Genomic DNA, 26,850 nt, shown 5'->3' on the forward strand with positions numbered 1-26,850 from the left:
GGCGGACCGTCATGACCAGTCCCCAAGCGCCGCCTGCCACAGCGCCAGCGCCGCCACCGCCGCCGTATCGGCGCGCAGGATGCGGGGGCCAAGCTGCACCGGCCAGGCGAAATCGAGGCCCCGCAGACGGGCCCGTTCGGCCTGGGAAAAGCCGCCCTCGGGGCCGATCAGGATCGCCCAGGGGCCTTTCGGCGCGTTCGTCAGCCCGGCGGGGGTCTCGTCCTCGGCCAGGGCCTCGTCGCAGAACATCAGCTGGCGGCCTTCGGGCCAGTCTGCCAGCATCCGGTCCAGGCGCTCCAGCTCGACCACCTCGGCCACGTAGGTATTGCCGCATTGCTCGGCTGCCTCCAGGGCATGGGCCTGCAGCCGGTCGCGGCGGATCCGTTCGGCATTGGTGAATTCGGTCTGCACCGGGCAGATGCGGGCGGCGCCCATTTCCGCGGCCTTCTCGACGATGAAATCGGTGCGGGCCTTCTTGATCGGCGCGAACATCAGCCAGACATCGGCCGGCGCCCCCTGCGGACGGGTCTGCCGCACGCAGGTCAGTTCACCGCCGCGCTTGCCCGCCTGGCTGACCTCGGCCCGCCATTCGCCGTCGCGGCCGTTGAAAAGCGACACAGCGTCACCATCCGACAGCCGCATCACCCCGAAAAGGTAATGCGCCTGCTCACGCTCCAGTGGAACGGTTTGCCCCTGACCCAAAGGGTGCTCTACACAGAGCCTGACTTTTGCAGCATTTTCCATGAGGCCTACATATGTCCAAGATCAACTCTATGCCAGAGGATGCATCGCCCCAGGGGCAGGTCTCGGATGCGGTCAAGGGCAACTGGGTCGACCACACGGCCCCCGCCTGGACCCGCCCCTACCTGAGGCTGTCGCGCGCCGACCGCCCGATCGGCACCTGGCTGCTGCTGCTGCCCTGCTGGTGGGCGCTGCTGCTGGCGATGGCCTCCGACGGGCGGGCCGGCTGGATGGACCTGTGGATCTTCGTGGGCTGCGGCCTGGGCGCGGTGCTGATGCGCGGCGCGGGCTGCACCTGGAACGACATCACCGACCGCAACTTTGACGGCAAGGTGGAACGCACGCGCTCGCGGCCGATCCCCTCGGGGCAGGTCAGCGTGACGGGGGCGGTGATCTGGATGGGGATCCAGTGCCTGGTGTCGCTGGCGATCCTGCTCAGCTTCCCGCGCGCCGCGGTGATCATGGGGGTGCTGTCGCTGGTGCCGGTCGCGGTCTATCCCTTTGCCAAGCGCTTTACCTGGTGGCCGCAGGTCTTCCTGGGGCTGGCGTTCAACTGGGGCGCCCTGCTGGCCTGGTGCGCCCATACCGGCAGCCTCGGGCTGCCGGCGGTGCTGATGTATGTCGCAGGGATTTCCTGGACGCTTTTCTACGACACCATCTATGCCCACCAGGACAAGGAAGACGACGCGCTGATCGGCGTCAAATCCACCGCCCGCCTGTTCATGGAGCGCACCCGCGCCTGGCTGATCCGCTTCATGCTGATCGCCTTCGTGCTGCTGTGCCTGTCGGTGCTGGCGGCGCTGGCGCCGTCCGGCGATCACGCGCGGGTCATCGTGGCGCTGCTGGGGATCGTCGCCTGGCTGTGCCACCTGCTGTGGCAGCTGCGCCGTTTCGACAGCGAGGACATGGGCGGGCTGCTGATGCTGTTCCGCGCCAACCGTGACGCCGGTTTGCTGCCCTTGCCGTTTTTCGCCGTCGCCCTGCTGGTCTGATTGCAAGGGGGGCCGGGCGCCGATACACCGGGGGCCACTGTTTCCCAACCCCCGAAGTCCATGCGCCTGACGTCCCTTGCCATCTTCTCTGGCACCCTGATTGCCGCCGCCGCCGGAAGCGTGGCCACCGCCAGCTACGTCGCCCGCGTGATCGAGCGGACCTCGCTGCGCGATGTGCACACTGCGCTTGAGCAGGCCCAGCTGGGCTGGGCGGGGGTGCAGACCGACGGGCTGCAGGTGATCCTGACCGGCACCGCCCCCTCCGAGGCATCGCGGTTCCAGGCCCGCACCGTGGCCGCGCGGATCGTCGATGCCTCGCGGGTGATCGACCAGATGCAGAACCCGGCGACCAAGGACCTGCAGCCGCCGGAATTCTCGGTGCAGATCCTGCGCAACGGGGGCGATCTGTCGCTGATCGGGCTGATCCCCGCCGCCACCGACCGCGCCGCCCTGCTGAAGCGGGTGCGCGCGATCCCGGGCGTCGACAGCATCAACGACCTGCTGCAAAGCGCGGCCTATCCGGTGCCCAAGGACTGGGCCCCCAGCCTCGATTACGCGCTGAGCGCGCTGGAGCGGCTGCCCAATGCCAAGATCTCGGTCGAGGCCGATGTCGTGGCCATCACCGCCATGAGCGACAGCCCCGCGCAGAAACACGCGCTGGAGGCCTCGCTGCGGGATCAGGCCCCCGAGGACATGACGCTGACGCTGGCGATCTCGGCGCCGCGGCCGATCATCGCCCCCTTCACGCTGCGCTTTGTCAAGGATGCCGCCGGGGCGCGGTTCGATGCCTGTTCCGCCGATACGGTGGTCGCGCGGGCACGCATCCTGTCGGCGGCACGTGACGCCGGGCTGAAGGCTGCGGCGGACTGCACCATCGGCCTGGGCGTGCCCTCCTCCGACTGGGGCACCGCGGCCGCCATGGCGATCCGCGCCGTGGGCACCCTGGGTGGCGGCAGCGTGTCGTTCTCGGATGCCGACATCAGCCTGGTGGCGGCCGAAGGCACCCCGCAGGCCACCTACGACAAGGTGGTGGGCGAACTGGAAAGCAACCTGCCCGATGTCTACGCCCTGCACGCGGTGCTGCCGCCTGCCCCCGATGCCGCCAAAGCGCTGGCCGGGCCGCCCGACTTTACCGCCACGCTGACCCCGGAGGGGCTGGTGCAGATGCGCGGCCGGGTCAGCGACGGGCTGATGCGCGATGCGGCCGAGGCCCTGGCCAAGGCGCGCTTCGGCAGCGCCCATGTCTACATGGCCGCGCGGCTTGACGACAGCCTGCCCGCGCTCTGGCCGACACGGGTGCTGAGCGCGCTTGACGCGCTGTCGCATCTGTCGAACGGCCAGGTCCAGGTCACCCCCGACACGATCCGCATCAAGGGCGACACCGGATCGCAGACCGCCAGCGCCGACATCGCCCGCCTGTTCGGGGCGCGCCTGCCGCGCGGCGCCAGCTATTCGATCAACGTGACCTACAAGAAGGACCTGGATCCGACCGCCGCCGCGCCCTCGGCCGATGAATGTCTGGCGCAGCTGCAGGGGATGCAGAAGGACCAGAAGATCAACTTCGAGCCGGGCTCGGCCACGGTGACGGCCGACAGCCGCAAGGTGCTGGATGCGATGGCGAAACTGCTGCGCACCTGCCCCGGGCTGCCGCTCGAGATCGGCGGCTATACCGACAGCCAGGGCCGGGACGAGATGAACCTGGCACTGTCGCAGGAGCGCGCGCAATCGGTGCTGACGGAACTGCGCACCCGCCGGGTGCTGACCCGCAGCTTCCTGGCCAAGGGCTATGGCGATGCCGACCCGATCGCCGACAACGGCACCGAAGAGGGCCGCGAGGCCAACCGCCGGATCGAGTTCCGCCTGCTGAAGGACAGCGCCGACGACAGCGCGGCAACATCCGTCGCTCCGGCGGCCCAGGACGATGCGACAGCGCCGGATGACAGCACGGCCGCACCGGACGTCGGCGCCCCCGAAGCCCCCGCCACCGACATCCCCGACGGCCCCGGCGACGGGCCCGATGGCGGCGATGCGGGTTCGGGCGACGAGACGACGGACTAAGGCCAGCACGAAGCATTACAGGGGGACCCGGACGTGAACCGGACCGAATTCATCATCGCCACCGCCATCATCCTCTTCGTGGCCTTCCTTCTGGGGTGGTTCGCCTACTGGCTGCTGCACCGCTTCACCCGCGTCGCCACCGCCGACATGGGAGAGCTGGAGCGCATGGCCCACGAACTGCATGAGGCCGAGGAAATGCGCGACCAGGCCATCACCTATTTCGAGCAGCGCGAACGCGAGCTGACGACCCAGCTGTCGCAGACCACCGCCGAGCTGGAAGCCGCAATGGAAGGCCTGCGCGAGACGCGCCACGAAGCCGAGGAACTGCGCGCCTATATCGAACGGATCCACAAGCCTGGCTGAAGACACGCGCCCCTTGCGGGGCGCGCGGCCTCCGGCGGGAGTATTTATGGCCAGATGAAAGAACCGGGCACGCCCTGCCCTTCATCTTTCCCCAAATATGCATGCGCCCGCCGGGGCGGTCACTGCCAGCGGGTCAGTGCGTCCTCGTCCGCGTCGCGGGCGGCCACCCAGGCGGTGCCATCGCGGGTTTCCTCCTTCTTCCAGAAGGGGGCGCGGCTTTTTAGGTAGTCCATCAGGAATTCCGCGGCCTCGAAGGCGGCGGCGCGGTGGGCCGAGGCGGTCGCCACCATCATGATCGGCTCCTGCGGCAGCAGGGGGCCGAAGCGGTGCAGGATCAGCACGCGTTCCAGCGGCCAGCGCGCAGCGGCCTCGGCCGCGATCTTGTCCAGAGCGCGTTCGGTCATGCCGGGATAATGCTCGATGACCATCCGCGACAGCCCGCCCGCCCCGGGCAGATCGCGCACCAGCCCCGAGAAGCTGACCACCGCGCCCGCCGCCTGCACCGCGGCGGTGAAGGCGTTGAGTTCCGCCCCCGGATCGAAGGCGGCGTTCTGGACGCGGATGTCATGCATGGCTCAGCCTCCGGTCATGGGGGGGAAGAACGCCACCTCGCGCACGCCGGCGAGCGGGGCGTCGAAATCCGACAGCTCCTGGTCGAGCGCCACCCGGAGCGCGCGCAGGTCCGAGAAGGCCTCGGCGTAGCGGTCCTCGCGGGCGCGCAGTTCATCGACCAGCTGGGCGACGGTGGCTGCAGAGGTCTCGATCCGCTCCTTCGGCAGGCCGATGCGTTCCCGGACCCAGGCGAAGTAGAGGATGTCCATCACTTGTCCCTCAGATGCGGGCGCGCCTTCAGGAAATAGTCGGCCCCGGTGATCACCGTCAGCAGGGCGGCGATCCAGGTCAGCACCAGGCCGGCCCAGGTAGACCAGTCGGTGAGAGTCGTGAGGCCGCGCAGGTTTTGCCCGTCCGGATCGGTGCCCGACAGGATGTCCTGGACCTGGTCGTTCTCAAGGCCGAAGACCAGCATGCCCATCTGCTGTTCCGCGATCCCCTGCGCGAGCAGCACGGCAATGGCGACCATCTGGAAAGTGGTTTTCCATTTCGCCAGCTTCGTCACCTTCAGCAGGCCCGCGGTATCGCCCAGATATTCCCGGAGGCCGGAGACGAAGACCTCCCGGAAGAGGATCAGCGCCGCGGGCAGCATGATCTGGTCAGCCAGCGAGGAATAATGCGCCAGCGTTGCCAGCGCGATGATCACCATGGCCTTGTCGGCGATCGGGTCCAGCATGGTTCCGAGCTTGCTGATTTGACCGAGGCTGCGCGCCAGATAGCCATCGAACCAGTCGGTGGCCGACGCGACGATGAACAGGACCAGCGCGCACCAGTCAGCGAAGGGACGCGGCAGGGCAAGGTAACACACGGCGATCCCGGGCGCGGCCAGCAGGCGCAGGATCGTGAGGATATTGGGCAAGGTCAGACTCATGGCCCCTGTCCTATCCTTCCTCGGCGCGACGGGGAAGCGCCATTGCGGCGCCCGCCCCCCACACCTTCCGGTGAAGCGGGAAATCGCGCCGTCCGGCGCGATGCCTCCGGCGGGCATATTTGTCGGAAAGATGAAATCCGGGGCGCTCTTTCATCTTTCCAAAAATATGCACGCACCGGCCGCCACCGGCCCCATGATCCGCCACCGGGCACACTTGTCTGCCACCGGGGCCGCGCCTACATGCGAAGCCATGGCAAAGTGGCATCCCTTCAAGAAGCGCGGCCCCCAGGTCGCCGTCATCCGGCTGAGCGGTCTGATCGCCGCCGGCTCCCGTGGACAGCTGAGCGACGCGGGCCTCGCGCCGCTCCTGGAAAAGGCCTTCCGGCGCGGCAAGCCCGCGGCGGTGGCGCTGGTGATCAACTCGCCCGGGGGATCCCCGGTGCAAAGTTCGCTGATCGCGGCGCGGATCCGGCGGCTGGCCGAGGAGCGCAAGGTGCCGGTCTATGCCTTCGTCGAGGATGTCGCGGCCTCGGGCGGCTACTGGCTGGCCTGCGCCGCCGACCGGATCCTGGCCGACGAGAGCTCGATCGTGGGCTCGATCGGGGTGATCTCGGCCGGGTTCGGCGCCTCGGACTTCCTGGCCCGCCACGGCGTCGAGCGCCGCGTCTATACCGCCGGGCGCTCGAAAAGCATGCTGGACCCGTTCCGCCCCGAGAAGGAAGAGGATGTCGCGCGGCTGAAGGTGCACCTTGAGGACATCCATCAGGCCTTCATCGCCCATGTGAAGCGCCGCCGCGGCGAGCGCCTGACCGACGGCGCCGATCTGTTCACCGGAGAGATCTTCCTGGGGCCGCGCGCCGTCGAGGCCGGCCTGATCGACGGCATCGGCCATCTGGTCCCCGAGATGCAGGCCCGCTTCGGCGCCAAGGTCCGCTTCCGCGACTACGGGCGCAAGCGCGGCCTGCTGAGCCGGCTGACCGCGAAGGCCCTCGACGACGGGATCGCCGCCATCGAGGAACGGGCCGCCTACGCCCGTTTTGGCCTCTGACGTGGTCCTGAAGATCGTCCTGCTGTTCCTGGTGTTCATGGGGGTGCTGGCCATGTTCGGCAAGCTGCACCTGCTGGGCATCGGCAATGGCCGCCGGGGCCGCAAGCCCGCCAAATGCCCTTCCTGCGGGCGCTACCTGATCGGCACCGGCCCCTGCCCCTGCCGCACCAAGAAGGATTAAGCCCCGATGATGCCCTGGATCTTCTGCGGGATCGGCCTGGTCCTGCTGGTGGTGGCCGGCGACCTGCTGGTGCGCGGCGCCAGCCAGCTGAGCCTGCGTCTGGGCGTGCCCGCCCTGCTGGTCAGCCTGACCGTCGTGGCCTTCGGCACCTCGGCGCCCGAGCTGATCGTCTCGCTTGAGGCGGTGGGCAAGGGCCAGGCGGCACTGGCGCTTGGCAACGTGGTCGGATCGAACATCGCCAACGTGCTGCTGGTGCTGGGGCTGCCCGCGATGCTGGCGGCGCTGAACACCAGCGCCCATGACACGCGCAAGTCCTACTGGGTGATGCTGGGCGCCACCGCGCTGACCATCGCGCTGGCCTTCCGCGGCACCTTCGACCTGTGGTCCGGGCTGATCATGCTGGCCGTGCTGGCGCTGGTGCTGATCGACCAGGCGCGCGAGGCCCTGGCCCATCGCCGCGACGGCCACGCCTCCCCCGACCCCGAACTGGAAGAGCTGACCGAAGGCGGCCCGCAGCCGATGTGGAAGATCGCGATCTGCCTGGTGCTGGGGCTGGTCGGGCTGCCGGTGGGGGCGAACCTGCTGGTCGATGGCGCCTCGGACATCGCCCGCACCTTCGGCATCAGCGAGGCCGTCATCGGGCTGACGCTGGTCGCCATCGGCACCTCGCTGCCGGAACTGGCCACCACGGTGATGGCGGCGCTGCGCCGGCAGGCGGATGTGGCACTTGGCAACGTGATCGGCTCGAATATGTTCAACCTGCTGGCGATCCTCGGCATCACCTCGGTCTTCGGCAAGGTCGCGGTGGATCCGGCCTTCCTGCGGTTCGACCTGTGGGTGATGGCGGCCTCGGCGCTGTTGCTGGTTCCCTTCGTGCTGATGAAAAAGGATATTTCCCGCCTCTGGGGGGCTGTGCTGACGGCGCTCTACGTGCTCTATGCCGGTATCATTCTGACCTAGGAGGATCCTGATGACCCAGACCCCCCGCAAGGCGCTGGTCACCGGTGGCGCGAAACGTCTGGGCCGGGCGATGGCCCTGGCCCTGGCCGAGGACGGCCACGACCTGGCCATCCACTACAACGGCTCGGCCGCGGCGGCGGAAGAGGTCGCGGAGCAGATCCGCGCCATGGGCCGCCAGGCCGTCACCCTGCAGGCCGACCTGACCCAGGAGGCCGAGGTCGCCACCCTGGTGCCGCGCGCCGCAGAGGCGCTCGGCGGGCCGCTGACCTGCCTGGTCAACAATGCCTCGGCCTTCGAATACGACAATATCGACAGCATGAGCCGCGCCAGCTGGGACCTGCACATGGAGGCCAACCTGCGCGCGCCCGTGCTGCTGACCCAGATGTTCGGTGCCCAGGCCCCGGCGCCGCTGATCGACGCCATGGACGAACCCCGTGCCCAGGCGCTGGTGATCCAGCTGCTGGACCAGCGGGTGCGCAAGCTGACGCCCGAATTCACCAGCTACACGATCTCGAAGATGGCGCTGTGGGCCTTCACCCAGACGGCGGCGCGCGCGCTGGCGCCGAAGGTGCGGGTCAATGCCATCGGCCCCGGCCCCACCCTGCAGGGCGCCCGCCAAAGCCCCCGCCATTTCAAGGACCAGCGCATCAACACCGTGCTGGAGCGCGGTTCGAACCCCGAGGACATCGTGGGGGCGCTGCGCTACTTCCTGGGCGCCCATGGCGTCACCGGGCAGCTTCTGTGCACCGACGGTGGCCAGCACCTGGCCTGGAAAACCCCGGACGTGCTGGGGGTCGAATAACCCGCGCGGGCGAATCGGACAGGGCCGCGGCAGCACCGCGGCCCTTCGCCTTTCGTGGCACCGCAGCTACCGTAGGGGCGCCCGGAAAGACGCAGCGGAAGGAGTCCTAGGGGAAGTTTTACACCTGTCATCTGGCTGTTTCATGGATGTTACCAAAACTCTAACGATTCCAGTGTTTTGCCATCCGTATAACTTTTTTCCGTTCGCTTTCAACGGCTTAAAAAAGTGCCTAAAATTAGGGCATGTCAAGGAAAGGGCCATGAAACAACGGTTTTTTCACGATGTCAAAATGGTATCCCCACAGTTATCCACACAGACCGGGGAAACCTTTGCCCTTGCCGCCACCGGATACATTTTGCAGCCACAGCAGAGAATCGAGACCCCACCCCATGGCTGACATGCAAGACGCGACCCCGCCCTCCGACACACCGCTGACCGGCCACCGGCTGATCCAGTCCTACCTGGCGCTGCTGGACGGCTCTCCGGGAGTGTACCGGATGCTGGATGGCGACAGCCGGGTCCTCTACGTCGGCAAGGCGCGCAACCTGAAGGCCCGGGTGTCGAACTATGCGCGGCCCTCGGGGCATTCGCACCGCATCGCGCGGATGATCTCGGAAACCCGGTCGATGATGTTCCTGACCACCAGGACCGAGACCGAGGCCCTGCTGCTGGAACAGAACCTGATCAAGCAGCTGAAACCAAAGTTCAACGTGCTGCTGCGCGACGACAAGAGCTTTCCCGAGATCGTCGTCGCCAAGGACCATGCCTTTCCGCAGATCCGCAAGCACCGCGGCGCCCGGAAGGCCAAGGGCGCCTATTACGGCCCCTTCGCCAGCGCCGGGGCGGTGAACCGGACGCTGAACCAGCTGCAGAAGGTCTTCCTGCTGCGCAATTGCTCGGATGCGATGTTCACCGGGCGCACGCGCCCCTGCCTGCTCTTCCAGATCAAGCGCTGCTCGGCGCCCTGCGTGGGCCATATCTCGGAAGCCGATTACGCCGCCTCGGTGGCGGATGCGGAACGCTTCCTGCAGGGCCGGTCGACCGATGTGCAGGAAAAGCTGGCCGAAGAGATGCAGAAGGCCTCGGACGAGATGGAGTTCGAGCGCGCCGCCGCCCTGCGCGACCGGATCCGCGCGCTGACCCAGGTGCAGACCGCCCAGGGCATCAACCCCCGCGCCACCGCCGAGGCCGATGTCGTGGCGCTGCACCTCGAAGGGGGGCAGGCCTGCGTGCAGGTCTTCTTCATCCGCGCGCATCAGAACTGGGGCAACCAGGATTTCTATCCCCGCACCGGCCCCGATGTCGACGAGGCCGAGGTCCTGGAGGCCTTCCTGGGCCAATTCTACGACGGCAAGGAGCCACCCCGCCAGATCCTGCTGTCGCACCCGATCGAGAACGCCGACCTGATGGAACAGGCCCTGTCGGAAAAGGCCGGCCGCAAGGTCGCCCTGCTGGTTCCCCTGAAGGGCGAGAAGGCCGAGCTGATCGCGGGTGCGGCCCGCAACGCCAAGGAAAGCCTTGGCCGCAAGATGTCGGAAAGCGCCACCCAGGCGAAACTGCTGCAGGGCGTGGCCGATGCCTTCGGCCTCGACGCCCCCCCGCAACGGATCGAGGTCTACGACAACTCGCATATCCAGGGCACCGATGCGGTGGGCGGGATGATCGTGGCGGGCCCCGAGGGCTTCCTGAAATCGCAGTACCGCAAGTTCAACATCCGCGGCGAGGACCTGGTGCCGGGCGATGACTTCGGCATGATGAAAGAGGTCCTGACCCGCCGCCTGAAACGCCTGCAAAAAGAAGACCCCGAGCGTGAAAAGGGCCTCTGGCCGGACCTGCTGCTGATCGACGGCGGCGCGGGCCAGGTCTCGGCCGTGCAGGAGATCCTCGACGAGATGGGCGTGCCGGACCTGCCGATGGTGGGCGTCGCCAAGGGCATCGACCGCGACCACGGCAAGGAGGAATTCCACAAGCCCGGCAAGCCGCCCTTCGCGCTGCGCATGAACGACCCGGTGCTCTACTTCATCCAGCGGATGCGCGACGAGGCCCACCGCTTCGCCATCGGCACCCACCGGGCCAAGCGCGCGAAATCCAACATGGCCAACCCGCTCGACGACATCCCCGGCGTCGGCGCCACCCGCAAGCGCGCGCTGCTGCAGCACTTCGGCTCGGCCAAGGCCGTCAGCCGCGCCAACCTCGCGGATCTGAAGGCGGTCGAGGGCATCTCGGACAGCATGGCCGAAACCATCTACGACCACTTCCACGCCCAGGGCTGAACCCGCGCGCCTGCCCGCAGCCGCCCGACATGCATATTTGTGGAAAGATGAAACCGAAAGGGCGCGCCCGGATCCCCCGGCCGCGCCCTGCCCTCATTTTCTTGTTCCGAAATACCTCGGGGGAGGCCGCCGCAGGCGGACGGGGGCAGCGCCCCCTGCCCGGTCTCAGTCCCGCAGGCGCCAGCCGGTCTGGAAGATCCGCCAGATGACCGCGATGCAGATGCACAGGAAGACGAAGACCGCGAACAGCGAAATCCCCACCGGCACGTCCGAGGTCTCGAAGAAGGCCCAGCGGAAGCCCGAGATCAGGTAGAGCACCGGGTTGAACAGCGTCACCTTCTGCCAGAACTCCGGCAGCATCGAGGTCGAGTAGAACGAGCCCCCAAGGAACACCAGCGGCGTCACCACCAGCAGCGGCACCAGCTGCAGCTGCTCGAAATTCTTCGCCCAGATGCCGATGATGAACCCCAAAAGCGCGAACGACAGGCAGGTCAGCAGCAGGAAGGCCACCATGGCCAGCGGATGCGCTATGGTGATGTGCACGAAAAGCGAGGCCGTCCCCAGGATCACCAGCCCGATGAACAGGGCCTTGGTCGCCGCCGCCCCCACGAAGCCCAGAAGCACCTCCAGGAAGTTCACCGGGGCCGAGAGGATCTCGAAGAAGGTGCCGGTGAATTTCGGGAAATAGATGCCGAAGCTCGCGTTCGAGATCGACTGCATGATCACCGACAGCATGACCAGCCCCGGCACGATGAAGGCGCCGTAGGGCACACCTTCGACCTGGTCGATGCGCGAGCCGATGGCGGCGCCGAAGACCACGAAGTAGAGCGAGGTCGAGATGACGGGCGAGACGAAGCTTTGCAGGATGGTGCGGAAGAACCGCGACATCTCGTTCATGTAGATCGCCTTGATGGCCAGCAGGTTCATGCCTTGCCCTCCGACACCAGGTCCACGAAGATCTCTTCCAGCGAGCTTTGCGAGGTCGAGATGTCCTTCAGAACGATGCCCGCCTCCTGGATGGCGCGCATCAGACCGGCGATGCCGGTGCGCTCGGCGCGGGTGTCGTAGCTGTAGGTCAGCGACAGCCCGTCGGGCGCCAGGCTCAGGTCCCAGTCGGTCAGCGCAGCGGGGATCGCGGCCAGACGCTCGCGCAGCTCGATCGTCAGCGCCTTGCGGCCGAAACGGCGCATCAGGTCGGCGGTGGGCTCGACCATCAGGATCTCGCCCTTGCGGATCACCGCGACGCGGTCGGCCATGGCCTCGGCCTCTTCGATGTAGTGGGTCGTCAGGATGATCGTGACGCCCTCTTTCTTCAGCTGGGCCACCGCATCCCACATGTCCTTGCGCAGCGCCACGTCGACGCCCGCAGTGGGTTCATCCAGGAACAGCACCCGCGGTTCATGCGCCAGCGCCTTGGCGATCAGCACCCGCCGCTTCATGCCGCCCGACAGCTCGCGCACCCGGTTGCGGCGCTTGTCGTAGAGCGAGAAGCGCTTCAGCAGGCCATCGACCAGCGCCGTATCGCGCGGCTTGCCGAACAGCCCACGCGAGAAATGCAAGTTCATCCCCACGTAAGAGAAGGGTTCAAGGTTGATCTCCTGCGGGACCAGGCCGATCAGGTCGCGGGCGCGGCGGTAGTCGGTGCGGATGTCGTGCCCCGCCACCGTCGCCGTCCCCGATGTGGGCCGGGTGATGCCGCAGAGGGTCGAGATCAGCGTCGTCTTGCCGGCGCCGTTCGGCCCCAGCAGCGCGAGGATCTCGCCTTCCTCAATGTCCAGATTGATGCCCTTGAGGGCCTCGAAGCCGCCCTCGTAGGTCTTGCGCAGGTCTTTCACCTGGAGGATCGGTGCCATCGGCTCTCCCCTGAGGATAATTCGGAAAACGCGCCACACGGGCAGGCGGCGCCGGTCAGACACCGGACATATGCCAGAATGGCCCGGGGGGAACTGTGGGATTTCACACAACGGCGCCGTCTGCCCTGCGGGCGGGGCAATGGACAGGCCTGCGCAACGGCGGCAGACAGGGGCGGATCAGCCGCGCAGGCGCTTCAGCCAGCCCCTGCGTTCGGGTGGATCGGTATCGCCGCCGGGCGGGTCTTCGGGGGTGTCCTCGGGCGGGTCCTCAAGGCCCTCCTGCAGGCGGGCAAAGAATTGGTCCGCCATCTTTTTCGCGAAACCGTCGATGATCCGGCTGCCCAGCTGCGCCAGCTTGCCGCCGACGCGGGCCTCGACCTCGTAGAAGATCTGCGTGCCCTCGGCGTGATCCTCCAGCCGCACCTTCGCCGATCCCTTGGCAAAGCCCGCAGCCCCTCCCTTGCCTTCGCCGCTCAGCGTCAGCGCCGTGTCCGGCTGCAGGTCCGACACCGTGACGCCCCCCTTGAACGTCGCCTTCACCGGGCCGACCTTCTGCACGACGGTCGCTTCGAACCCGTCCTGCGGGGTGCCGGTGACCTCCTCGGCGCCCGGAACGCAGTCCTTCAGGACCTCGGGCGACAGCAGGGCGGCGAAGACCGTGGCGCGATCGGCGCGGATGATCCGGCTGTCGCTCATCTCCATGGCGAGTCCTTTCCTGTTGATACCCGCAGGCTAGTGCAGCCCTGCCCGTCCGCCAAGCACCGCGTGCAAAGGCTGCCCCGCGACACCTGCCGCCCCTTGCGCAGGGCCCCGAACCGTGATCTGAACGCGCCATCCACAGGGGGGTCCCGCAATTGCCGGGGCTGAGATGCGGGGCGTCAGGCCCCCGGACCCTCAGAAGCTGATCTGGGTCATGCCAGCGGAGCAAGGAGGAACCATGTTCACAGGCGCGCAAATTTCCCTCTACCCGATGACCGGGGCCTTCGTGCCCGTCATCCTGGATGCGATCCGGGCGCTCGATCCCTGGAAGGATCGCCTGCGGATCCAGACTGACGACATTTCCACCCTGATCGTCGGCCCGCCCGAGGTGCTGTTCCCGGCGCTGCGCGATCTTTACGTGCGCGCTGCCGCCACCCGCGAACATGTCGTGCTGCATGCCACCCTGTCGCGCGGCTGCCCGGGCGAACCCGACGATCCGATGTGCGTGACCGGTGCGCTGGCCAATCCCGACGAACCCGTGGCGCAGCGCATCACCGACGCGCTGGCGGCCGTCGCAGGCACCCCCCTGACCGGCGAGGCCGCGGCCGCGCAGATGTCGCTTTACGTGATGGGCCAGGGCGACCACATGGCCGAGATCTACGGCTGCATCGACTTCATCAAGGCCAGCGGCGTCTTCGAGAAATCGAAGAACTTCTGCACCAAGCTGCGGGGCGACGCGGGCCCGGTCTTTGCCACCATCGCCGAGGCCTTCTGCCGCTTCGGCCCGCCCGAAGGCCATGTCACCGTCGATCTGACGGTGTCCGCGAACAGCCCCTCGAAGGTCTGAGCCATGCCCCCCCTGTCCTTCCGCCGCAAGGCGGGGCGGGCGCTTCCGGCGCTCGTGGCCGTCTGCGCGATCGTGATCGCCTGGGAGGCCTATGCCGACCTGTCGGGCGTGTCCTCCAGCCTGTTGCCGGCGCCCTCGCGGGTGGTGACGCAGGGTTGGGGCGCGCGCATGGTGCTGCTGGCCAACGCGGGCCCGACGCTGGTGGCGACGCTGGCGGGTTTTGCCGTGTCGCTGCTGACCGCCTTCGCCTTTTCCGTGGCCATCGACTTTGTCCCGGTGCTGCGGCGCGCGCTGTTCCCGGTCTTCGTGATCAGCCAGACCCTGCCGCTGGTGGCCATCGCGCCGCTGATCGTGCTGTGGTTCGGCTTTGGCCTGATGCCCAAGATCCTGCTGGTGGCGCTGGTGACGTTCTTCCCGATGCTGGTGGCCCTGGTCGATGGCTATGACAGCACCGAGGACGACCTGCAGCGCCTGCTGCGCAGCATGGGTGCGCGCCCCTTGGGCGTCTTCCTGCGCGCCCGCCTGCCCTCGGCGCTGCCGTTCTTCTTTGCCGGGCTGCGGATTTCCATCACCTATGCGGTGGTGGCGGCGATCTTTGCCGAATATGCGGGCGCGGCGAAGGGGCTGGGGATCTTCATCCTGAACGCCAAGAACAATTTCCGCCCCGATCTGGTGCTGGCGGCGGTGGCGGTCAGTTCCGCCCTGACGCTGGTGCTGTTCGCGCTGGCCGCCCTGCTGCAGCGGGTCTCGATGCCCTGGAGGCGCGCATGACCGCCCTCAGCCTGCAGGGCCTGGCCCTGACCCGCGGCACGACGCGCGTGCTTGATGACATCACCTTCGACGTGCGGCCGGGGGAATTCACCTCGATCATCGGGCCGTCGGGGGCGGGGAAATCGACGATCTTCGAGCTGCTGCTGGGCAATCTGCCCCCCGATGCCGGCCGGATCGAGATGCCCAAGCCCCCCCGCGACACCTTCGCCTACATGCCGCAGCGCGATGCGCTGATGCCCTGGCGGCGGATCATCGACAACGTGGGCCTGGGGCTGCAGGTGCAGGGCATGTCGCGCAGCAAAGCCCGCGCCGCAGTGGCGCCGCTCATGCCGCGCTTTGGCCTGCAGGGGTTCGAACGGCACTGGCCCGCGCAATTGTCGGGGGGGATGCGGCAGCGCGCGGCGCTGGCGCGCACCATCGTGCAAAACCGCCCCGTGCTGCTGCTGGACGAACCTTTCGGCGCCCTGGATGCGCTGACCCGCACCGAGATGCAGCGCTGGCTGGAAACCCGCTGGGCCGAGGAACGCTGGACCGCGATCCTGATCACCCACGACATCCGAGAGGCGATCTGCCTGTCGGACCGCATCCATGTCCTGTCGCCCCGCCCCGCCCGCATCGTCGAAACCTTCGACGTCGACCTGCCGCGTCCCCGCCTGGGCCGCGCCCTGCCCCCCGAGGCCCACGCCCTGGAAGCCCGCATCACCGCCGTCCTGACCGGCACCGCCTGATCCCTGCCCCCCGAGGAGCCCCTGATGACACGTCCCCTTCGTACCCTGATGGCTGCGGGTCTTGCCGCGCTGATCGCTACCGCCGCCCCCGCCCAGACCACGGCCGAAACCCAGACCACCGTGAAGATGGCGCTGGACTGGACGCCCAACACCAACCACATCGGCCTCTACGTCGCCGAGGCCAAGGGCTATTACAAAGATGCGGGGCTGGACGTGCAGATCCTGCCCTATACCGATACCTCGGCCTCGACGCTGGTCGCGAACGGGGTGGCACAGTTCGGCATCCTCAGCTCGGTCGGGTTCTTCACCCAACGCGCCGCGGGCGTCATGCTGCAACCCGCCTATGCCGTCGTCCAGCACGAGACCGGCCGCGTCGTCTTTGACGGCACGCGCGAGGACATCTCGCGCCCCGCGGATCTGGACGGCAAGACCTACGGCGGCTTCGGCAGCGCCTGGGAAGACGCGCTGGTGCGCACCATCATCAAGTCCGACGGCGGCAAGGGCGATTTCAAGACCGTGACGCTGGGCACCTCGGCCTACGAGGCGCTGGCCTCGGGGCGGGTTGATTTCACGCTGGAAATCCTGACCTGGGAAGGCGTCAATGCCGATCTGCTGGGCCGCCCGCAGCGCAGCTTTACCTATGCCGATTACGGCGTGCCGGACCAGTACACCACGATGATCGGCGGGATGCAGGACTGGATGCAGGCCCATCCCGACACCACCCGCGCCTTCATCCAGGCGACCGAGAAGGGCTATCGCTATGCCGCCGAACACCCGGACGAGGCCGCCGATATCCTGATCAAGGCCACCGACGGCATGCTGTCGAACCCCAAGCTGATCAAGGCCTCGATGGCGGCGCTGGTGAAGGGCCAGTTCCTGATGAGCGCCGATGGCACGATCGGGGCGATGGATCCGGGCCGGATCGCGGCGATGGGGAATTTCCTCTATGACCACGGGCTGCTGAAGGATGCCGACGGCCATGTCCTGACCACCCGGCCCGATTTCACCGGCTGGACCACCAACGCCTATCTGTCGGACAACTGATCGAACGGGGGCCCGTGCGGCCCCCTTTCCCGTCAGAACCGGTAGCTGAAGTCGATGCTGCAATCGACCGAGCGGTAACTGTAAAGCGCCACGTTGGATCGGTTCCGGCGCGACATGCAGGTGATCTCGGGCGAGGTGCCCAGCACCTTCAGCTTCGGAAAGGCCGCCGACAGCCCCAGGCTGGTGCCGCGGTCCAGGCGTGCATAGCTGAGCGCCGGGAAGATGCCGTCGTAGTCGCGCCAGTCCAGCCCCGCCAGCACGCCACCCCGGAACCGCGGCCCGAAGTTGCGCTTGTAACTCCCGGACAGCGCCAGCCCCCGGTAGGCATTATGGGCACTGTCGGGCAGGCTGCGGTCCAGCGTCATCCCCAGCTTGGCCCGGCCGTCCTGCGGGCCCATCGCCCAGGTATAGGCCGCCCGCACCGCCCCGTAGGGCCCGTCCAGGTAATCGCGCTGGTCGTAGTCGCGCTGTTCCAGCTGCAGGTCCAGCAGCCAGAAGGCACGGTTCGGGCGGCTGATCTGCAGATGCCCCGCCACCCCGGTGACAAAGCGCCCGGGCGTGCTGACCCCTTCCACGTCGGGATAGAAGCGCCGGCTGACATAGCCTTGCAGGCTCCATTGCCGGGGATAGCCCAGCCGGGTCCACGACAGCGCCAGGCGCGGCTCGGCGTAGCGCAGGGCGCGGTCGGCGTACCAGCCCCCCGCCAGCTGCCCCTGCAACCGCCACAGCGTCCCCGGCCCCGAGGGCAGATGGTACTCTGCCATCCCCGAGACCCGCAGCCCCAGCCCCGTCTGTTCCTTGCCGCCATCGGTGATCAGGAAGGTCCCGAGTTCGGTGTCGAAAACGGTTTCCGAGGACGTGCGCTCGATATTGGTCGAGGGCAGCAGCGCCAGACCGGCGCTGAAGCGCCAGGGCTCCAGCCGGTCCAGCGCGGCAAGGCTGGCCAGATAGGCGGCGCGGCGCGCGGCCGCGGGATCCTGGGACGAAAGATAGCGCAGGTAGGCCTCGACGCGCGCGGGGCCGCCGGCCTTCGCCACCGCCTGCCGCAGCAGCGCCAGCGCCGCCGGATCGCGCGGCGCCTTCGCCAGCAGATAGCCCAGCACCAGCACCGCGCGTTCGGGACGGCTGCCCGCGGCTTCTTCGCGGGCGCGCTGCAGGACCTCGGCGGCGGTGGTGGTGACCTCGGCCGCCACGGCCCGCTGCGGCACCAGCCCGGCCCCAGGGGCCAGCAGGAAGATCAGCAGGGCCAGCGCCCGAAGGCTGCGGGAAAGGGGCATTCGGAACCTCCGGTCAGGGGCCCGCGGGCCCCGGTCTTGCAATCAGTTCTGAACGGCGAAGAAGGTGCCCGCCTGGCCCGTCTCGCCGTCGATGGTGCCCAGGGTCTGCCCCTGGAGGTACAGCGCTTCGCTGCTGTCCTGGTAGAAGGTGCCTTGCATCACCAGCGCCACGTCATGGTCCGTGTCATCCGTCAGCGTCCCCGAGGCCGCCGCCACCACCGTGCTGCCGCTGATCACCCCGGTGACATCCAGCGTGCCATCGACATCGGTCTGAAGGGTCTGGCTGGCACTGTCATAGAGCGCGAAATCCGAGGCCGTGCCCGTCAGGGTCGAGGCATCGAAATCCGCCGTCACCTCCAGCAGGCCCGCCGCCGTCTGGCTGTCGGCGCCAAGACCCGCCATCACGATGCCCCCTTCCAGCGTCGCGCTGCCCGAGGGCAGGCTGTCGGCGACGCTCAGGTCTCCGTCGCCCACCCGGGATGCGACGCTGTCATAGGCCTGCTGCAGGCTGGCCAGGGTCTGGGCGGCGGCAACAGTGCCGGTTTCGTCGGCAATCGTATCCTCGGTGCCCGAGGACATGCAGCCCGCCAGCCCCAAAACCAGAACCAAAACCAGACCGAAGGCCGGGACCGGACCCGGGATGAAGCTGCGCATGTCTGCCCCCTTGATGGATGACCGGGCCGTGGCGACCTGCCGCCTCACGCCGGCGTGATCTGACCAGCCATGGCGGGGCGCCGGCATCCGGTCAAGCGTCCTGCCATCGCAGGCGGGCCGACGACCCGAAACCGGCCCGCCCGCAAGGGCCGACCGGTCTGCCGCCCGAAGCGGATGCAGGCAAGGGGTGGGGGCCGCCCCACCCCGGGCAAGGTTACTCCTCGACGGCGTAGAAGATCGTCTCGTAGCCGCTTTCGCCATCGATCGTGGAGGTGCCGTCACCCGAAACGTACAGCGTGTCGCTGCTGTCTTCGTAGAAGGTGCCGTTCATCGTGGTTGCGACGCTGTGCTCCTCGTCATCCGCCAGCGTGCCCGAAGCCGTCGCCGACATGGTCGAACCCGAGATCGTCCCCGACACCGCCAGCGTGCCGTCAAGGTCGGCCTCCAGCGCATCGGTGTCCTCGCTGTAGAGGCCGAAGTTCGAGGCCGTGCCGCTGACCGTCGAGGCGTCGAAATCGGCGGTGATCACCAGTTCGCCGACCGCGTTCATGTCCTCTTCGTCGCTGACGTCGAGCACGCCGATATGGCCCGCCAGGGTCGCGCTGCCCGAGGGCAGGTTGTCGGCCACGGTCAGGTCGCCATCGTCGATCATCGCCAGCACGCTGTCATAGGCTTCGCTGGCTGCAACCGAGGTCGAGGCCGGGGTTTCCGAGGTGGAGCTGCTGCTGCCCGAGGAGGACGAGCCCGAGGAAGAGCTGGAGGGCGTGTCTTCGCCGTCCGAGCTCGACAGGCAGCCTGCCAGGGACATGATCAGGATAAGGGCCGTGCCCAGGGTCAATTCGCGCATTTCTCTACCCTTGATGAAAGCTATCCAGCGAGGTCACGTGGCCTCACTTATTCGTGAACTGAACAACCCAGAGAAGAGAGTGTCAACCTATCAAAAACTATATATTGACAGGCAAAGGTCGAATTCGAATTGGATTCGGACGCTTGCGCATTGCCTCAGGCGTGATCATATTGCCTCTATTCATTTAAAATCACGGAACAAACTTTGCCCGATTGAAGGGCAATTATTGCACACTTCCCCGTGAGTCAGCAAAACTCTGGCATTCAAATGGGTGAATGCATGCCAGCCACGATTGATCATCACATGATCTACGACGCCATCCTCGACGAGGACGCATTCCAGAACCTGCCCGCGCAGCTTGCACAGTTTGCCCGGGCCCGATCTTGCTGGATGCTGTGGCAGGATGCCTCGGAGGATTTCATCGTCAGCAGCCAGTCCGGCCACTGGTCCCCGCTGGAGATCGCCCATTACGCGGCCGAGGGCGCGCCCACGGACCCGCTGATCGCCGCCAGCCGCAAGCCCGGGGTGATCAACCATTTCGACCGGGCCTCGAACGTGCTGGGCCAGGAGACCTTTCTGCGTTCGGAATTCTACAACGAACAGGTGCGCCCCTCTGGCAGTGGCACCTACTGGATCGCCGGCGCCAGCTTTGACACGGCGCATGGCATCGGCACCATCGGCATGCACCGCGACAAGTCCGCCGGCGATTTCAGCGACGACGACCTGAAGCGGCTGCAATCGGTCAGCCGCGACATCCGGCGGATGCTGATCCTGCGCAGCGAACTGGCCTCGGCCCGGATACCGGCAAGCCTGGATTTTCCACTGCGCGCGGCGCTGCGGCTGAATGCCGAAGGCCGCGTGCTGGGCCTTGATGCCGCCGCCGACCACCTGCTGCGCGAACATCCCCTGCTGGCGCTGACGCCAAGGGGCTTTGACCTGCTGGGCACGCTGGGGCCGGTGTTCCTGGACCGGCTGGCGCGTGCCACCGACCTGCGCAACCCGCGGCCCGACATCCTGCGCCTGCCCGCCCCTTCGGACGACCTGCCGGACCTGCAGCTGAATTTCGTGCCCGACCTGCATGCCCCGGGCGAGGTGCTGTTGATCATTGCCCAGAATGCGCGGCCGCGCGATGCCCTGCCCTCGCCGCTGGACATGCCCGCACCGCCCCGGCTAAGCCCGCGCGAACACGAGATCCTGATCCTGCTGACCGCCGGCGAGCGGCGCGACCGGATCGCCCACCGGCTGGGGATCTCGGTGCCGACGGTGGATCTGCACCTGAGCAAGCTGCGCCGCAAGATGGGCACCCGCACCCTGCCCGAGATGGTCGCCGAAGCGGTCCGCTGGGGCCTGATCTGACCGTCAGGCGGCGCGGCAGCGATTGCGGCCCTCGTGCTTGGCCCGGTAAAGCGCCCGGTCGGCACTGCTCAGCCAGTCCTCGACCCCGTGCACCGCCGGATGCAGAGCACAGATCCCGAAGCTGGCGGTGACATGCAGGCAATGCGCCCCGGCCTGGAAAGGGGTGCGCGCAAAGCGGGCGCGCAGGCGCTCGGCACAGACCATGGCCTGCTGCGCATCCGCATGGGGCAGGAAGATGGCGAATTCCTCGCCGCCGACACGGCCGAACAGATCGGCGCTGCGCAGTTCCTCCAGGCAGATCTGCCCCAGCCGGTGCAGCACCGTGTCACCGGCGTGATGGCCGAAGCTGTCGTTGATCGCCTTGAAGTGATCCACGTCCAGCATCACCAGCGACCCCGGGATGTCGTAACGGCGGCAGCGGGCGATCTCGTTCTCGACGGCCTCGGACCAGCTGCGCCGGGTCATCGCACCGGTCAGCACGTCCCTGGCGGCGATCTCGCGCAGTTCGAATTCCTTCATCACCAGCGCCGCGAGGTGGCGCATGATCTCGATCTCGGTCGCATCGAAGTGGCGCACTCTGGTATCGAAGGCCGCCAGCGCCCCGATGTTGAAATCGTCGCTGGTGTTCAGCGGCACCCCCAGATAGGCGCGCACCCGCCCCTCCTGCACCGAGGGCAGATCCCGGAACCGCGCATCCTCCAGCGCGTCGGGGACCACCAGCGGCTGGTCCTGGCGGATGGTGTGATCACCGAACGACAGATCCCGCGGCAGTTCGGTCACCGAAATCCCGACCGAGGATTTCAGCCAGTGCCGCTGGGCATCCATCAGCCCGACGCTGGCCATCGGGACCTTCAGCACCAGCCGCACCAGTTCGGTGATCCGGTCAAAGGGTTCCTCGCGCGGGGTATCCAGAACCGCCGCACGTTCCAGCGCAGCCAGACGGCCCTTTTCGCTGATGTCGAGCATTGCCCAATCCCCCCGGAAATCCTTGATTGGCCCCCTGCTAAACATGCCAATGCAATTCATTTCAATAAGAAATTCCAGCACCTATTCCTTGGGATATAGCCCCTTCCCCCGCCGGGTATGCCAATCAGCCCGAAGAGCCGCCGCATTTCCGCCATGCGGCCGCCTGCACACAACCTGGGCATGCATGCCAGATCAGGCGGGGCGGCGCAGCGCCGCCTTCAGCCGCGGCAGCATGAAGTCCAGAAAGGTGCGCACCCGCTGCGGCTGACGCTCGCCGCCCAGAAACAGCGCATGGACATCCTCGCTGTCGCCCTCGATCCCGGCGACCTTGACCTCGACCAGCGCGCCCGAGGCCAGATCGGCGCGGATGTGGAATTCGCCCATTCGTGCCAGCCCGACCCCGGCCAGCGCCATCTGTCGCACCGTCTCGCCGTTGTTGGCCAGCAGCGGCCCGCTGTCCTGCAGCGGCCAGACCGGAGAGGAGCGGCGGAAGTTGAAGCCCAGAAAGACATGGCCTGCCAGGTCGGCCTGGCTGCGCGGCACGCCGTGACGCGCCAGGTAGGCGGGCGCGGCGACGATCTTGCGCGGCACGGTGGCCAGCTTGCGCGCCGTCAGGCTGGAGGCCCCCAGCGCCCCCACCCGAAAGGCCACGTCGGTGCGGTCCATGTAAAGGTCCGCGATCTCGTCCGACAGCGACAGGTCGATGACGATGTTGGGATAGGCGGCCCAGAAGGCCGGCAGCAGCGGCTGCACCCCCACCAGCCCGAATCCGACCGAGGCCGTCACCCGCACCGTGCCGGTGATGCTGGCCGCGCCCTGCGACAGCTCGCGCTCGACCGCGTCCAGTTCCGCCAGCAGCGCCAGGCTGCGTTCGTAATAGCGCCGCCCCTCGTCGGTCAGCGACAGCCTGCGGGTCGAGCGTTCCAGCAGCCGCACGCCCAGGCGCACCTCGATCCGGCCGACCAGCTTGGAAACGGTCGAGGGCGTCATGCGCATCTGCCGCGCGGCCTCGGAAAAGCTGCCCGTTTCGACCACCCGCAGGAAGACCTGCATCTCTCCGGCGCGGTTGTCCATCATGGCCTCCTGTGAACCCAATTCACAGATCATGTGCCTTTCGGGCGGATTATCAAGCGCGGACAATGGGGTTAAACCGGGGGCAATCCCTGACCGGCCCCGTCTCCTCCTCCGGGGCCCCTTCCTGATGGAGTTCCCATGCAAACCATGACTGCCCATGGCACGCAGATCCCCGCCCTTGGCTTTGGCGTCTTCCGCATGTCCGAGGCCGAGGTCGAGGCCCTGGTGCCCGCCGCGCTGGACACCGGTTTCCGCCATTTCGACACCGCGCAGATCTATGGCAACGAGGCCGCCCTGGGCCGCGCCCTGAAGGCCGCCGGTGCGGCGCGCGACAGGCTGTTCCTGACCACCAAGGTCTGGGTCGACAACTACAGCGCCGATCGTTTCCTGGCCTCGGTCGACGAAAGCCTTGAGAAACTGGGGGTCGATCAGGTCGACCTGCTGCTGGCGCACTGGCCGGGCAACACCGTGCCGGTGGAACAGCAGATCACCTGGCTGAACCAGGCCCATGCCGCCGGCAAGACCCGCGGCATCGGTGTCAGCAACTACAACCGCGCCCAGCTGCGCGCCGCCCAGGCCGCGAGCGATGCTCCGATCCTGACCAACCAGGTCGAGGTCCATCCCTATCTGGACCAGTCCGCCCTGGCCGCCGTTGCCGCGGCAACCGGCACCCTGCTGACCGGCTATTACGGCATGGCCGACGGCGCAGTGCCGCAGGACGCTGCGCTGGCGCGGATCGGTGCCGCCCATGGCAAGACCGCCGCCCAGGTCGGCCTGCGCTGGCTGATTCAGCAGGGCATCGTCGCCCTGTCGAAGACCGCCCGCCCGGACCGCCTGGCCGAGAACTTTGCCATCTTCGACTTTGCCCTGACCGAGGCCGAGATGGCGCAGATCACCGCCCTGGCCCGTCCCGACGGCCGCATCGTCACCCCCGAGGGCCTGGCCCCCGACTGGGCCGCCTGAGGAGAACCGGGATGAGCAAGCAATCCTTCAACTGGCCGCTCCTGGCGCTGGCAACCGGCGCCTTCGGGATCGGCGTGACCGAGTTCTCGCCCATGGGGATGCTGCCGGTGATTGCCGATGGCGTGGGCGTGTCTATTCCCACGGCGGGGCTGCTGGTCAGCGCCTATGCCCTGGGGGTGATGGTGGGCGCGCCGGTTATGACACTGCTGCTGAGCCGCCTGGGCAAGCGCACGGCGCTGATCTGCCTGATGGCGATCTTCACCCTTGGCAACATCCTGTCGGCGCTGGCGCCGGGTTACGGGATGCTGATGCTGGCGCGTGTCGTCACCAGCCTGAACCACGGTGCGTTCTTCGGGCTGGGCGCGGTGGTGGCGGCCTCGGTCGTGGCGCCTGAAAAGCGCGCCAGCGCCGTGGCCGCGATGTTCATGGGGCTGACCATCGCCAATGTGGGCGGCGTGCCGCTGGCGACATGGCTGGGGCAGCAGGTGGGCTGGCGCACGGCCTTTGCCGGCACTGCGGTGCTGGGGCTGATCACCATCGCCGCGCTGACGCTGGCGCTGCCGCGCGGTGCCGCCGGCACCCGCCCCGACGTGAAGCGCGAACTGGGCGTTCTGGTGCGCCCGCAGGTGCTGCTGGCGCTGCTGACGACGGTGCTGGGCGCCAGCGCGATGTTCACCCTTTACACCTACGTGGCGCCGGTGCTGCACAGCCTGACCCAGGCGGGCCCCGGCTTTGTCACCCTGGCGCTGGTGCTGATCGGGCTGGGCTTCACCTGTGGCAACTGGCTGGGCGGCAAGCTGGCCGACTGGTCGCTGGACGGGGCGACCGCGCTGTTCCTAGCGGCACTCGCGGTCCTCAGCTTTGCCCTGCCGGTGGCGGCCCAAAGCCCCCTTGGCGCCGGGATCGGCCTGTTCCTGTGGGGCGCCGCCGCCTTTGCCATCGTGCCGCCGGTGCAGACCCGCGTCATGCAGGCCGCAGCCGAGGCCCCGGGCCTGGCGTCTTCGGTCAACATCGGGGCGTTCAACCTGGGCAATGCCCTGGGCGCGGCCCTGGGTGGCGCGGTGATCAGCCTGGGCGCGGGCTATGCCATGGTGCCGGTCGCAGGCGGGCTGACCGCCGCCCTTGGCCTGGCGCTGGTCTGGCTGGGACGGCGCAACGCCGCCGCCCGGATGCTGAACGCCTGAGCCCTGCGGCGGGGGCCCCTAGCGGGCCCCTGCCATCGCGCCCTCCAGCAGCAGGCGGGCGCGGGCCAGCGTTTCGTCGGCGGGGCCTGTGGCCTCCAGCCGGTGCCAGCCGCCCAGAGGGCCGGTGCCGCGCGCCAGCTGCCCTTCCAGCACCAGCACATCCGCATCCGACCAGTCGGCGCCCCGCCCGGCGATGCGGGCGCGCAGCAGTGCCTCGGGGGCGGTCAGGAACAGCGCCTGCAAGGGGATGCCCATGCGATCGGCCAGCGCCTGCGCGGCGCGGCGGGCCTCGGGGTTCAGGAAAGTCGCATCGAGGATCACCGAAGCGCCTGCCGCCAGCAGCCGCTCGGCCCGTGCCAGCAGCCCGTCGTAGACCGCCGCCCGCGCCCCCGCGCCATAGCCCTGCCCCGGCAGATGCCCCTGGGGGCCAAGCCCCACGGCGACCTTGCGGGCCTCGTCCGTGGCCAGCAGCACCGCCCCCGGCAGCGCCCCCATCCCGGCGGCCAGCCCCCGCGCCAGCACCGACTTGCCGCTGCCGGAATAGCCGCCCACCGCGAGGAAGCGCCCCTTTTGCGGGACAAGGGCCCGGGTGGCCAGGTCCAGATAGGCCCGGATCTCGGCCGCCTGGGCCCCCGGTTGGCCGCAGGCGGCATCGGTCTGCAGCAGCACCATGGCCCGGATCATCGCCCGCACCGCCAGGAACAGCGGCAGCAGCGCCAGACCCGCGTCCTCGGTCCCCCGGGCGGCCGCAAGATAGGCCGACAGGACCCCGCAGGCCGTGCGCTTCAGATCGCGGTGGCACAGGTCCATCACCAGGAAGGCCAGATCATAGAGGACATCGCAAGTGCCCAGGTCCTCGCTGAATTCCAGCGCGTCGAAGGGCACGGGATGGCCCTGCAGCAGCACCAGGTTGCGCAGGTGCAGGTCGCCATGGCCGCGCCGGACATGGCCGCGCGCGGCGCGACGCTCCAGCAGCGGGGTGCCGCGCCGCAGGGCGGCCCGGGCGGTGCGGCGCAGGGCGGGCAGGCCCTCGGTGCCCGGGGCGTCGGAGAATTCGGCAAAGACGCGGTCCAGCTCGTCCAGAATGGCCTCCATCCGCGCCGCGCCCGGCCCCTGAACCACCGGGCATCCGGCATGGTAGCGGTGCAGCATGTGCCCCGTTTCAGCCGCCAGCGCATCGTCGAAGGCGCCACGGGTGGCGATGGCCTCCAGCTCGTCCTCGCGGGGGAAGCGGTGCATCCGCAGCACCCAGTCGACCGGCACGCCATCACCGCCCAGCGACAGGCCCTGCGGCCCTGCCACCACCGGCAGAACCGCATCGTAAAGGGCGGGCGCGGCGGGGGCATTCAGCTGCAGCTCGCGCTCCAGCATCCGGTGCCGCAGCCTGGGCGTCGACAGGTCCATGTAGTCATAGCGCACCGCCCGCTTCAGCTTCAGCACCAGATCCCCCTTCAGGAACAGCAGGGCGCCGTGGGTCTGGATGGTCTCGACCCGGCCCGGACCGGCCGGGAAGGCCGCCCCCGAGGACAGGAAGGCGAGGATGGCAGATTGGTCCGACATGGGGTCCCCCTTTTCGGCCGCCATCCAATCACCGGGGGCGGCGCGGGGCCTTGAGGTCGATCAAGCGGGGCGCCAAAAACGAAAAAACCTGCATGGTGAGATGCAGGTTTTCTTCGGATTTTCTTC

28 protein-coding genes and 1 riboswitch are annotated in these 26,850 nt (G+C 68.1%); of the genes, 15 read left to right on the forward strand and 13 right to left on the reverse strand.

Features of this window, described 5'->3' with window-relative positions; all coding sequences use genetic code 11:
- Window positions 1-9 precede the first annotated feature (9 nt).
- A complete protein-coding gene (locus AC2ITM_RS13970) occupies window positions 10-744 on the reverse strand; it encodes a 16S rRNA (uracil(1498)-N(3))-methyltransferase (RefSeq protein ID WP_486467238.1) in 735 nt (244 codons plus the stop codon).
- 11 nt (window positions 745-755) lie between these two features.
- On the opposite strand from AC2ITM_RS13970, the gene ubiA reads away from it, so the two are divergent.
- The 3 genes from ubiA to AC2ITM_RS13985 are packed head-to-tail and all read left to right on the forward strand — an operon-like array spanning window position 756 to window position 4,154.
- A complete protein-coding gene (gene ubiA / locus AC2ITM_RS13975) occupies window positions 756-1,733 on the forward strand; it encodes a 4-hydroxybenzoate octaprenyltransferase (protein WP_486467239.1) in 978 nt (325 codons plus the stop codon).
- A gap of 60 nt (window positions 1,734-1,793) precedes the next feature.
- Entirely contained in the window at window positions 1,794-3,791 is a 1,998-nt protein-coding gene (locus tag AC2ITM_RS13980) for an OmpA family protein (protein ID WP_486467240.1), read from the forward strand.
- Between the two features lie 33 nt (window positions 3,792-3,824).
- Window positions 3,825-4,154, forward strand: coding sequence for a hypothetical protein (locus AC2ITM_RS13985; RefSeq protein WP_486467241.1), 330 nt, complete (start codon window positions 3,825-3,827; stop codon window positions 4,152-4,154).
- 119 nt (window positions 4,155-4,273) lie between these two features.
- On the opposite strand, the gene AC2ITM_RS13990 is transcribed toward AC2ITM_RS13985, so the two are convergent.
- From AC2ITM_RS13990 to pgsA, 3 genes are read right to left on the reverse strand one after another with little or no spacing between them, the layout of a single operon-like run.
- Complete coding sequence (locus AC2ITM_RS13990) at window positions 4,274-4,726, reverse strand: molybdenum cofactor biosynthesis protein MoaE (protein ID WP_486467242.1); 453 nt, start codon at window positions 4,724-4,726, stop codon at window positions 4,274-4,276.
- Between the two features lie 3 nt (window positions 4,727-4,729).
- On the reverse strand, window positions 4,730-4,975 hold the full coding sequence (gene moaD, locus AC2ITM_RS13995) for a molybdopterin converting factor subunit 1 (protein WP_486467243.1): 246 nt from the start codon (window positions 4,973-4,975) through the stop codon (window positions 4,730-4,732).
- A complete protein-coding gene (pgsA, locus tag AC2ITM_RS14000) occupies window positions 4,975-5,637 on the reverse strand; it encodes a CDP-diacylglycerol--glycerol-3-phosphate 3-phosphatidyltransferase (protein WP_486467244.1) in 663 nt (220 codons plus the stop codon). Before pgsA ends, moaD begins: the two co-directional genes overlap by 1 nt.
- Before the next feature lie 250 nt (window positions 5,638-5,887).
- Here pgsA and AC2ITM_RS14005 point away from each other — a divergent pair, with 250 nt between their 5' ends.
- The 5 genes from AC2ITM_RS14005 to uvrC all read left to right on the forward strand — a co-directional run bounded on the left by AC2ITM_RS14005 (window position 5,888) and on the right by uvrC (window position 10,901).
- Complete coding sequence (locus AC2ITM_RS14005) at window positions 5,888-6,685, forward strand: S49 family peptidase (protein WP_486467245.1); 798 nt, start codon at window positions 5,888-5,890, stop codon at window positions 6,683-6,685.
- A gap of 1 nt (window position 6,686) precedes the next feature.
- Complete coding sequence (locus tag AC2ITM_RS14010) at window positions 6,687-6,866, forward strand: hypothetical protein (protein ID WP_486467246.1); 180 nt, start codon at window positions 6,687-6,689, stop codon at window positions 6,864-6,866.
- 6 nt (window positions 6,867-6,872) lie between these two features.
- The gene (locus tag AC2ITM_RS14015; protein ID WP_486467247.1) at window positions 6,873-7,826 is read left to right on the forward strand and encodes a calcium/sodium antiporter; all 954 of its coding nucleotides are present in this window, start codon (window positions 6,873-6,875) and stop codon (window positions 7,824-7,826) included.
- 10 nt (window positions 7,827-7,836) lie between these two features.
- Complete coding sequence (locus AC2ITM_RS14020) at window positions 7,837-8,628, forward strand: SDR family oxidoreductase (protein ID WP_486467248.1); 792 nt, start codon at window positions 7,837-7,839, stop codon at window positions 8,626-8,628.
- A 389-nt stretch (window positions 8,629-9,017) separates the two neighbouring features.
- The gene (gene uvrC, locus AC2ITM_RS14025) at window positions 9,018-10,901 is read left to right on the forward strand and encodes an excinuclease ABC subunit UvrC (protein ID WP_486467249.1); all 1,884 of its coding nucleotides are present in this window, start codon (window positions 9,018-9,020) and stop codon (window positions 10,899-10,901) included.
- A gap of 165 nt (window positions 10,902-11,066) precedes the next feature.
- Here the strand turns inward: uvrC and AC2ITM_RS14030 are convergent, their stop codons facing one another.
- From AC2ITM_RS14030 to AC2ITM_RS14040, 3 genes are all read right to left on the reverse strand, one after another.
- Complete coding sequence (locus AC2ITM_RS14030) at window positions 11,067-11,828, reverse strand: ABC transporter permease (protein ID WP_486467250.1); 762 nt, start codon at window positions 11,826-11,828, stop codon at window positions 11,067-11,069.
- Window positions 11,825-12,754 carry an ABC transporter ATP-binding protein gene (locus AC2ITM_RS14035; RefSeq protein ID WP_486467251.1) on the reverse strand — a complete coding sequence of 310 codons (930 nt, stop codon included), beginning with the start codon at window positions 12,752-12,754 and terminating at the stop codon, window positions 11,825-11,827. Before AC2ITM_RS14035 ends, AC2ITM_RS14030 begins: the two co-directional genes overlap by 4 nt.
- Window positions 12,755-12,931: 177 nt before the next feature.
- Window positions 12,932-13,456 carry an SRPBCC family protein gene (locus AC2ITM_RS14040; protein ID WP_486467252.1) on the reverse strand — a complete coding sequence of 175 codons (525 nt, stop codon included), beginning with the start codon at window positions 13,454-13,456 and terminating at the stop codon, window positions 12,932-12,934.
- Between the two features lie 127 nt (window positions 13,457-13,583).
- Window positions 13,584-13,700, forward strand: a riboswitch (TPP riboswitch).
- On the opposite strand from AC2ITM_RS14040, the gene AC2ITM_RS14045 reads away from it, so the two are divergent.
- The 4 genes from AC2ITM_RS14045 to AC2ITM_RS14060 all read left to right on the forward strand — a co-directional run bounded on the left by AC2ITM_RS14045 (window position 13,692) and on the right by AC2ITM_RS14060 (window position 16,843).
- Window positions 13,692-14,300: a YkoF family thiamine/hydroxymethylpyrimidine-binding protein gene (locus AC2ITM_RS14045; RefSeq protein WP_486467253.1), complete on the forward strand. Its 609-nt coding sequence runs from the start codon at window positions 13,692-13,694 to the stop codon at window positions 14,298-14,300. Its footprint overlaps the riboswitch before it by 9 nt.
- 3 nt (window positions 14,301-14,303) lie before the next feature.
- Window positions 14,304-15,071: an ABC transporter permease gene (locus AC2ITM_RS14050; RefSeq protein ID WP_486467254.1), complete on the forward strand. Its 768-nt coding sequence runs from the start codon at window positions 14,304-14,306 to the stop codon at window positions 15,069-15,071.
- Window positions 15,068-15,799, forward strand: coding sequence for an ABC transporter ATP-binding protein (locus tag AC2ITM_RS14055; RefSeq protein ID WP_486467255.1), 732 nt, complete (start codon window positions 15,068-15,070; stop codon window positions 15,797-15,799). Before AC2ITM_RS14050 ends, AC2ITM_RS14055 begins: the two co-directional genes overlap by 4 nt.
- A 24-nt stretch (window positions 15,800-15,823) precedes the next feature.
- Window positions 15,824-16,843, forward strand: coding sequence for an ABC transporter substrate-binding protein (locus AC2ITM_RS14060; RefSeq protein WP_486467256.1), 1,020 nt, complete (start codon window positions 15,824-15,826; stop codon window positions 16,841-16,843).
- A gap of 32 nt (window positions 16,844-16,875) precedes the next feature.
- On the opposite strand, the gene AC2ITM_RS14065 is transcribed toward AC2ITM_RS14060, so the two are convergent.
- From AC2ITM_RS14065 to AC2ITM_RS14075, 3 genes are all read right to left on the reverse strand, one after another.
- A complete protein-coding gene (locus AC2ITM_RS14065; RefSeq protein WP_486467257.1) occupies window positions 16,876-18,120 on the reverse strand; it encodes a surface lipoprotein assembly modifier in 1,245 nt (414 codons plus the stop codon).
- A 42-nt stretch (window positions 18,121-18,162) separates the two neighbouring features.
- Window positions 18,163-18,774 (reverse strand): HupA family protein, encoded by a 612-nt coding sequence (locus tag AC2ITM_RS14070; RefSeq protein ID WP_486467258.1) that lies wholly within the window; start codon window positions 18,772-18,774, stop codon window positions 18,163-18,165.
- A 214-nt stretch (window positions 18,775-18,988) separates the two neighbouring features.
- Entirely contained in the window at window positions 18,989-19,621 is a 633-nt protein-coding gene (locus tag AC2ITM_RS14075) for a hypothetical protein (protein WP_486467259.1), read from the reverse strand.
- Window positions 19,622-19,900: 279 nt separating this feature from the next.
- Here AC2ITM_RS14075 and AC2ITM_RS14080 point away from each other — a divergent pair, with 279 nt between their 5' ends.
- Window positions 19,901-20,977, forward strand: coding sequence for a helix-turn-helix transcriptional regulator (locus AC2ITM_RS14080; protein ID WP_486467260.1), 1,077 nt, complete (start codon window positions 19,901-19,903; stop codon window positions 20,975-20,977).
- A 3-nt stretch (window positions 20,978-20,980) separates the two neighbouring features.
- On the opposite strand, the gene AC2ITM_RS14085 is transcribed toward AC2ITM_RS14080, so the two are convergent.
- Both AC2ITM_RS14085 and AC2ITM_RS14090 read right to left on the reverse strand, forming a co-directional pair.
- On the reverse strand, window positions 20,981-21,943 hold the full coding sequence (locus tag AC2ITM_RS14085; RefSeq protein ID WP_486467261.1) for a GGDEF domain-containing protein: 963 nt from the start codon (window positions 21,941-21,943) through the stop codon (window positions 20,981-20,983).
- A gap of 192 nt (window positions 21,944-22,135) precedes the next feature.
- On the reverse strand, window positions 22,136-23,017 hold the full coding sequence (locus tag AC2ITM_RS14090; protein WP_486467262.1) for a LysR substrate-binding domain-containing protein: 882 nt from the start codon (window positions 23,015-23,017) through the stop codon (window positions 22,136-22,138).
- Window positions 23,018-23,155: 138 nt separating this feature from the next.
- Between AC2ITM_RS14090 and AC2ITM_RS14095 the strand changes: the two genes are divergently transcribed.
- Window positions 23,156-23,980 carry an aldo/keto reductase gene (locus AC2ITM_RS14095; RefSeq protein ID WP_486467263.1) on the forward strand — a complete coding sequence of 275 codons (825 nt, stop codon included), beginning with the start codon at window positions 23,156-23,158 and terminating at the stop codon, window positions 23,978-23,980.
- Window positions 23,981-23,991: 11 nt separating this feature from the next.
- Complete coding sequence (locus tag AC2ITM_RS14100; RefSeq protein WP_486467264.1) at window positions 23,992-25,164, forward strand: MFS transporter; 1,173 nt, start codon at window positions 23,992-23,994, stop codon at window positions 25,162-25,164.
- Window positions 25,165-25,182: 18 nt separating this feature from the next.
- Here the strand turns inward: AC2ITM_RS14100 and AC2ITM_RS14105 are convergent, their stop codons facing one another.
- Window positions 25,183-26,724 (reverse strand): bifunctional aminoglycoside phosphotransferase/ATP-binding protein, encoded by a 1,542-nt coding sequence (locus tag AC2ITM_RS14105; RefSeq protein WP_486467265.1) that lies wholly within the window; start codon window positions 26,722-26,724, stop codon window positions 25,183-25,185.
- Window positions 26,725-26,850: the final 126 nt, after the last annotated feature.

This window comes from Pseudooceanicola sp. NS-SX9, from assembly GCF_057380705.1.